At 68.5% G+C, this 6,920-nt stretch carries 5 protein-coding genes and 1 pseudogene; 3 read left to right on the plus strand and 3 right to left on the minus strand.

What is annotated here, in order from left to right:
• Positions 1-241 precede the first annotated feature (241 nt).
• A complete protein-coding gene (locus EMA17_RS49225; protein WP_126643730.1) occupies positions 242-2,374 on the plus strand; it encodes a hypothetical protein in 2,133 nt (710 codons plus the stop codon).
• 1,025 nt (positions 2,375-3,399) lie between these two features.
• On the opposite strand, the gene EMA17_RS49230 is transcribed toward EMA17_RS49225, so the two are convergent.
• The 3 genes from EMA17_RS49230 to EMA17_RS49240 all read right to left on the minus strand — a co-directional run bounded on the left by EMA17_RS49230 (position 3,400) and on the right by EMA17_RS49240 (position 5,171).
• Positions 3,400-4,041 carry a DUF7677 family protein gene (locus tag EMA17_RS49230; protein ID WP_126643731.1) on the minus strand — a complete coding sequence of 214 codons (642 nt, stop codon included), beginning with the start codon at positions 4,039-4,041 and terminating at the stop codon, positions 3,400-3,402.
• A 247-nt stretch (positions 4,042-4,288) separates the two neighbouring features.
• Positions 4,289-4,642: a helix-turn-helix domain-containing protein gene (locus EMA17_RS49235; protein WP_126643732.1), complete on the minus strand. Its 354-nt coding sequence runs from the start codon at positions 4,640-4,642 to the stop codon at positions 4,289-4,291.
• Positions 4,643-4,748: 106 nt separating this feature from the next.
• On the minus strand, positions 4,749-5,171 hold the full coding sequence (locus EMA17_RS49240; protein WP_126643733.1) for a winged helix-turn-helix transcriptional regulator: 423 nt from the start codon (positions 5,169-5,171) through the stop codon (positions 4,749-4,751).
• An 88-nt stretch (positions 5,172-5,259) separates the two neighbouring features.
• Here EMA17_RS49240 and EMA17_RS49245 point away from each other — a divergent pair, with 88 nt between their 5' ends.
• Positions 5,260-6,075 (plus strand): NAD(P)H-binding protein, encoded by an 816-nt coding sequence (locus EMA17_RS49245; RefSeq protein ID WP_126643734.1) that lies wholly within the window; start codon positions 5,260-5,262, stop codon positions 6,073-6,075.
• Between the two features lie 5 nt (positions 6,076-6,080).
• Positions 6,081-6,200: pseudogene (locus EMA17_RS49250) on the plus strand (IS481 family transposase); the annotation flags it as partial.
• Positions 6,201-6,920 lie beyond the last annotated feature (720 nt).

Below are 6,920 nucleotides of genomic sequence, written 5' to 3' on the forward strand. Positions count from 1 at the left end.
CTGCCGGATGTCGACCGCTGCGTGACGGACGCCCCGAGCGCATGTGGGGACGGCGTGTTCCGTCAGCGAATCGGAACGACGACCCTCATGCCCGACAAACCAAAAGTTCGTGAGAGCCGCACCTACGTCCGGCGGGTGACCCTGCGACGGCCTCATGAGGGCGACTTCCGCCCCAGGATATGCGGGAGACACGGCCGGGACGGCTCTGCCAGTCTGAGGAGGTGATCACCAAGGAGACCTTGTGAGAGACGACGAGTCGTCGCGTCTCGACGAGTTCGGCGTGCGACTGGAGAGCGACGACGTCGACGTCGTCCGCCGGGCTTTGGACGACTACCAGCAGGCCCAAGCCGACACCAGATGGGGCGTGGACAACCCCTATCGGCCGCTCGACGACGAAGTGCGGTCCGCTGCCCGAGACCTCCTCGGGCGACCTTCGTCCGGCGGCAGCCACGAGAGCGCACTCACCGTGTTGTGGCATCTCGCCGAAGAGGAGGACGCGGACCTGATCGCCGACGTCCTCGAAGGTGCCCCGGACGCCGTGGAGCGAGAGACGGCGCTTCGCGCGGCGGGGACCGCTCTCGCGGAGGGCGAGGAGCCGAACCGGCGGCTGCTGGGGCTGATCACCGCCACGGCTCTGGACGAGAGCCTGGACACGCGGGATCGCAAGGACGCCTTGCGCTCACTCGCCGATCTCGACTCTCCGGAGGTCGAAGACGTCATGATCCGTGTCGGTGAGTCGTCCGAACGGGAACTCCAGGTGTGCGCGGCGTGGCACCTCACGATGCCCCGGCGACTCCGTGTCCACCGCGACCGCGTCACGCGGATCGCGAAGTCCTGGCCAAAGGACGCGGGTTGGGAGGCCGAGCACGTTCGCGAAGCGCTCGCGGGCTTCCACAGCACCTACTGGAAAGGCACCGAACCCGACCGGCCCGCACTGCGGCAGGCGCATGACGAGCTGATGTTCCCGACTGACGACGAGGAGTGCTTGCGGGCCTTCGTCACCCTGCTCCGCAGTGAGGACCCGGTGGCCGTGGGTATCGCGCTCGACCACTACGCGTCCTGGGAGGGACTGCGTCGCGTCCTGGAGGACGAGGAACGTGCCGATGCGTACCTGATCGAGGTGTCGGCCCGCGCTCGTGAGGTGCTCCGGCGGAGGATGTCGCCCGCCGAGGTGAGCGCCCTGAACATGATCAGGGCAACGGACGTCGAGCACGGTGACGTCGACCTCCTGCTGGATGTTCTCACGCGCACGGACTCCGACGGGGTGCGCCACGAGGCCCTCTGGATGGCGCGGGGCGTGCTCGACGCGTCGGAGGTGAAGGACGAGCGGCTCGTCGCGATGTTGGGCACCCTGATCTTCGAGCCGTCCGTCGGCACGAAGGAGACGGCGATCCGCGTCCTGGCGGACAGCCTCGGCGCGGCCGCGGACGAGATTCTCCTGCGGGCGCTCCGCGAGGGGGAGCCGAAGGTGCAGGCCCACGCGTCCTACCACCTGGTCGGGACGGGTGGACTGGACCGGCACCGTGCGACCCTGGAGGAGGTCGCCGAGAGTTGGGGAGGCCGGCCGCCCGAGTGTCCCTGGGGCCGGAATCCCATCGACATGATCTTCGGCGCGCCGCACAGCATCCACTGGGAAGGCCACCGACTGGCGAACCCCGAGCTGTATCGCGCCCACAAGAGGCTGCGGGCTCCCGCGGTGGACGAGTCGTATCATCGGGCGCTTCGCACACTGCTCGAAAGCGGTGACCAGGCGGCCGTGGGCATCGCCCTCGACCACTGGTGGAGTCCCGCCGGCGCCGAGCGGCGGGGCGGCGAGGAAGCACGTGAACCGGAGAGGGCACTCGTCCTCGACCGCATCGGAGAAGCGTTGCGGCAGCCTCCCTCACCAGCCGAACTCAGCCGCGACTACGGGCCCATGGCCAAACACCTCACCGCGCTGTCGGCGCTGGACGTCGTGGCGGCGCAAGAGCCCTCCCTCCTGGCCGAGGTCTTGGAGACCGCCACGAGCGATCACATCCGCGAGCGGACTCTCGACTCGGTGGAGACGGTGTTCAAGAACGCGGAGAACGCCGATCCGCGGCTCGTCAAGGCGCTCGGGAAGGTCGCGTCCGACGAGAACGTGCCGTTGCCCGATCGTGTCACAGCGGTGCGTCTGTTGGCCCGGTCTCCGGGCACCGACTCCGTGGACCTGCTCGTCCGAGCGACGCACTGCCCCGAGGTGGAGCTTCAGGCCGCTGCGGCGTGGGGGTTGATGCGGGAAGAACTCATCGAGGACCATCGCACCGTCCTCGTGGGGCTCAGTGCGAACTGGCCCGTGGACGATGTCCCCCGGGAGGTCGAATGGGTGCGGGACAAGCTCGACGACCTCGAATAGCCGAAGGTCGCGGTTGCGGCGGCGAGGCGGGGACAGGCATCCGTCGCCCGCGTGGCCCCGGACCGGGCTCCGGGGCCCGTTCGTAGGTTCGCGTCCGAAACGTCCGCGCCGCCGGGGGTGACTGGCCGGCGTTGCGAGGGATTCCTTCAGCGCAACGGCGAGGTCATCGCGTTCACCCAGTGGGCCCGGGCTCGGACCTCGACTTGGACCACCTTCGGCTACACACCCTTGTAGGACGCTGAAACCCGACTCGAGCGGTCCTCACGGCGAGCGTCGTCCCACCATCGGACGTGGCACCGGGAACTGCGTGGGTCCACCGCCGCGGCGACCTTCCCGGACAACATCCCCCGGCCTGAGCAGCGTTCGGCTCGGCGCCGGGGCGATTACCTCGTCACGGGGCGGGCTCTGAAGGGACGACTGTTCGAGTCGTCAGGGTGGCGACGGTCGGCTCGTCCCCGTCGTCGCGGCAGGGACCGGGGAAGGGCGCGGTCCGACGGCCGGACGGGGGTGAACGAGCGTCGGACCGCGCGAGCACCGACCACGGGGGAAGCCGGCGCCACCGAACGACTACCCGAACCACGAACGGCAATACACGTACGACCGTGGGCACTTCCTCTCGGCGCCTCCCTTGTAGCCGTGGACGGAACGGTAGAGGCGGGCCGGGCGCCTTGGTCGACGGTGGCCACCTCGTCCCTCCGTTGCGGCGGGCCATCGAGGCGTGCCCGATGCGCAGCAAGCGTCCGGCCCGGGCGATCGCGACCCCGGCCGCTCACGCGCTTCACGGCGTGGTGATGGAGTCACGTGCCCGCGCGACCGTCACTGGTTCTCCGTCGCGGATCCAGCCGAGCGCCCTCTGTCTCGGTGTCGATGATGGCCGTGCACCTCGAAGGATGTGCGATATCCGAGGCCGGAAACGGGTCGGGCCTCATTCCATCATTGATCTCCTCCGACGTCGGCACGTGGAACCCGTCGACGGCCGCTCGGGAGCCCTTGCAGCGGTCGGTCCGCCGGCCCGCCCTGCGCGGTCAGACGAAGGGCGGTTCGATTTCCCAGCTTGCCCACGGTGGGACGGCCTCGGGTCCTCCGCATGCCTCGCCGAGGAATTGAGCGGCTCGATCCATGGCGTGCAAGGGTGTCACTGCCGCGCCCGCGTCGTCGATGTCCAGTACGTTGACGAAGATCGACCACACCGACTCCATCAACGATGGTCTTTCCGCCAGGGTTTCGACGTACGCGATTCCTGCGAGGGCGACGAGTCGTCCGTGCCTGAGCGCGCCTGCGAAGTCTCTGGTCGCGACGCGGACGGTCGTGTGCAAACCGCGCCCTTGGCGCCGGGCGTCGGGCCGCGGCAAGCGCGGATCGATTTCCGCCGCGTCGAACGCCGGCTCGGCAACGTAGCGCGGATCCACCTGTGCGCGAAGGAATTGCGCTGCTCGGTCGTAGGCGTCCTCGGGGTGCCGGTTCAACGCGCCGCTGTCGTCGACGGTCAGGCCGGACACGAAGACCGACCACGTGTTTTCATAGGTGCCCGGTGATTCCAGCAACAGCTCCGTGTACCAGTGCTGCTCGTCGTTGCCCCACACATCGGTGCCGCCGAGCGTCCCGTTGGTCAGGTACCACGCGAAGAAGCGAAAAGCGTCGCGCACTGACGCGTCCAACCGGCCCATGACGACAGTGTGTCGGTTCGGCTTCCGAGCGGGCCACCACGCCGCGTCGGGCCGGTTGCCGCTCTCGGGCGGAGTGGGCGCATCCGGCGCCGGGCGCGAGAGGGAGCAGGCGATGGCCGAGCGCGTCGAGGTCGATGGGCTCGGGTGTCCGGTGCGCCCGGTCGGGCGCGATCCGACGACCGAACGAGGTGAACGGGCGTCGGACCGCGCGTGTGCCGACCACGGGGGGAGCCGGCACGCTCCCACCTTATTCAACTCGGTTGATGTGACCACGTGTTGGTCCGGATCCGACGTCTCCGGGACCTCCTCCAGGGGAGCCTGGAAGGAAGGCCCCGACACGGTCGAGCGGTCGACGCCGGAGGCAACGATGGCACGGTACGACGAGATTGCGGTGCGCGTTTACTACGCGGGGCACACCGAGGGGCGTGAACCGACCGAGGAGGACAGGATGGCCGAGCCCGCCAGGCCCCTCGTCGAACCGGCGCAGCCACCGCCGGACCGTCTTTGCGTGGCATCCCGTGCGGGCCGCAACCTCCGGCACGCACGGACCCTCCCAACTCGCACCACGATCCGCGCCCACAGGATCCGGTCGCCCGCGCATGACGCGCCGCGGGGGCCGCTGCCACGGCAGCGAGTGGGGTTCCGGTGGTGAGGGGTCGAGTGCGCATCCTCGGACGCGCCGAACGAGGTCGATGACGTTTCGCCGGTCATCGGATCTCGTTCTCAGGGTGATCGTTGTCGTAGGACTCGCGTGACCGTGCGATGTCCGCGCGGTGTTCGAGTGACCAGTCGGCCAGCGCCTTGACGAGGTGGGTGAGGCTCGCACCGGTCTCCGTGAGTCGGTAGTCGACCTGGGCCGGCACGGTCGGATAGACGGTGCGAAGGGCCAGTCCGTCTCGCTCCAACCTGCGCACCGTCAGGGTCAGCATTCGCTGGGAGATTCCATCGATGGCGCGCTGGAGTTCCCGAAAGCGTCGTGGGCCGTTGGCGAGTTCGACGACGACGAGGACCGACCACTTGTCACCGACCCGGTCGAGGACGTCTCTGATCCCGCAGTCGGGGTGGTCCGGCTGTCCGCACGGCTCAAGCTCGGCGGCTCCAGTGGTTACACCGGTGTGCGTCAGTGACATGAAACTGCCTCCTTGTGAGCCGACCGCAGTCGGTCGAGGATCCTCACTGTAGTTACTGAAAAGAACCACACCAGGAGACGGAATCACAATGATCATGGTCACCGGCGCGAACGGACAGCTCGCGTCCCTCACGCTCCAGGAGTTGGCCGAGCACAACGTGCCCGCCTTGAGCGGCAGTCGATCGCCTGTCGAAGGACAGCGACGCCTCGACTTCGACGACCCTGCAACCCTGGATCTCACGAGCGTTTCGACGCTGGTCCTCGTCTCGGCGGGGTACGCCGAGGACGACCGGGTCGTCGCTCGTCACCGGTCCGTTCTCGACGCCGCGGTGCGCGACGGCGTGACCCACGTGGTCTACACCAGCCTCACCGGCGACGGTGACCACCTCGGTTTCGCGCTCGCCCACCGGGCCACCGAGCACCTGATCACGGCCGGCGGACTCGACTGGACGATCCTGCGCAACGGGCTCTACGCCGAACTCTTCGGCGCGCTGCTGACCTGGACCCCCGACGGCGTGGAATCAGCGTTCGGCGACGGCGCGCTCGCCGCGGTCGCACGCGCAGACCTGGCCGCAGCCGCAGCCGTCGTGGCCGCCGATCCGTCCGTGCACGCGGGCAGGATCTACGACCTGGTCGGCGAACCGATCACCGCGACCGACGTCGCCGAAAACCTCGGAGTCGCGCACCGCGCGATAGGGCTCGGCGAGTACCGCGACCGGCTCCTCGCCGTTGACGCGCTGCTGCCGTTCCAGCCGCCGATGCTCGCCTCGATCGCATCCGGTATTCGCCACGGATTCCTCGGCAACACCACCCCCGACCTCGTCCGACTGCTCGGCCGACCGCTCACCGACCCGCTCACCGTCGCCACCGACATCGCGGTCGCGACGCGCCCCGACGCCCGCTGACATCGCTGGTTCACCGCAACGCGCCACTGTCTGCGAACGGCCGCCGGCGCCTGATCGAACGGTGCCGCACGCGACCGATGGCGCACGTCGCCGCCGAGATGGGTACCTCCCGATCGTGCGCCTCCCATGGGAGCCGGTGACGCGGTCGGCGACAGGCGACCCGGGCTCCTGCGCCTTGCGCGAAGTCGTGTTCTGGAGGATCCGGAGACGACCTGCGTCTTGTCGCGGATTCCCCACCAAGCGCCCGGCCCGTTGAACATGGCGCGACGATTCCCGCTCAAGATATCCCGATACCCCGGGTAGGTGCGACCTGCGCCGGCCCACACGACGGATGGTCCGGAAGAGTCGATTCCCCAATGCGAGGCGGTGACCTTGTACGTACAGACGACGGAGGCTGTCGTCGATGCCGAGGCCGATGGTCCTCCGATGATTCCGATCGTCACGGGGCAGGAACCGTGCGGCATCGACAGCCATCTTTTTCAGAGCTGCATTCATGCCCCAAAAGCCGGCACACGTACGGCGGTTCGGGTCGCGCCGAAGCCGCGGACAAACATCCGAACATATCGATAGGAATAATACGCCATCCTTGGCATCGTTTGATGCGTCGGGTTGAGCGGGCTTGCCGGTTGGCGATGACGTCCACATGGGATGTTCGCGACAATTCGACATCGGGCTTCGGAGCTACCAGAAATCCTGGGATTGCGTGAGCATGGCCATGTGAGCACGAATATCGCGAGCCGACACGCGGAGTCGCATGCGTTCCTGCGCAGTCGACACGAACGACGCTCCCTTGAAGGATGTCGGCGGCCCCCGGGTCCACGGCATGGCACCCCGGGCCTGCGGCG

This window comes from Embleya hyalina, from assembly GCF_003967355.1.
GTDB lineage: Bacteria > Actinomycetota > Actinomycetes > Streptomycetales > Streptomycetaceae > Embleya > Embleya hyalina.

Bases quoted from the DNA above. Each gene is read 5' to 3' on its own strand.
- EMA17_RS49230 (WP_126643731.1), bottom strand. From the start codon at position 4,041: ATGGGCCGGTTGGACGCGTCAGTGCGCGACGCTTTTCGCTTCTTCGCG.
- EMA17_RS49235 (WP_126643732.1), bottom strand. From the start codon at position 4,642: ATGCGCGGGCGACCGGATCCTGTGGGCGCGGATCGTGGTGCGAGTTGG.
- EMA17_RS49240 (WP_126643733.1), bottom strand. From the start codon at position 5,171: ATGTCACTGACGCACACCGGTGTAACCACTGGAGCCGCCGAGCTTGAG.
- EMA17_RS49245 (WP_126643734.1), top strand. From the start codon at position 5,260: ATGATCATGGTCACCGGCGCGAACGGACAGCTCGCGTCCCTCACGCTC.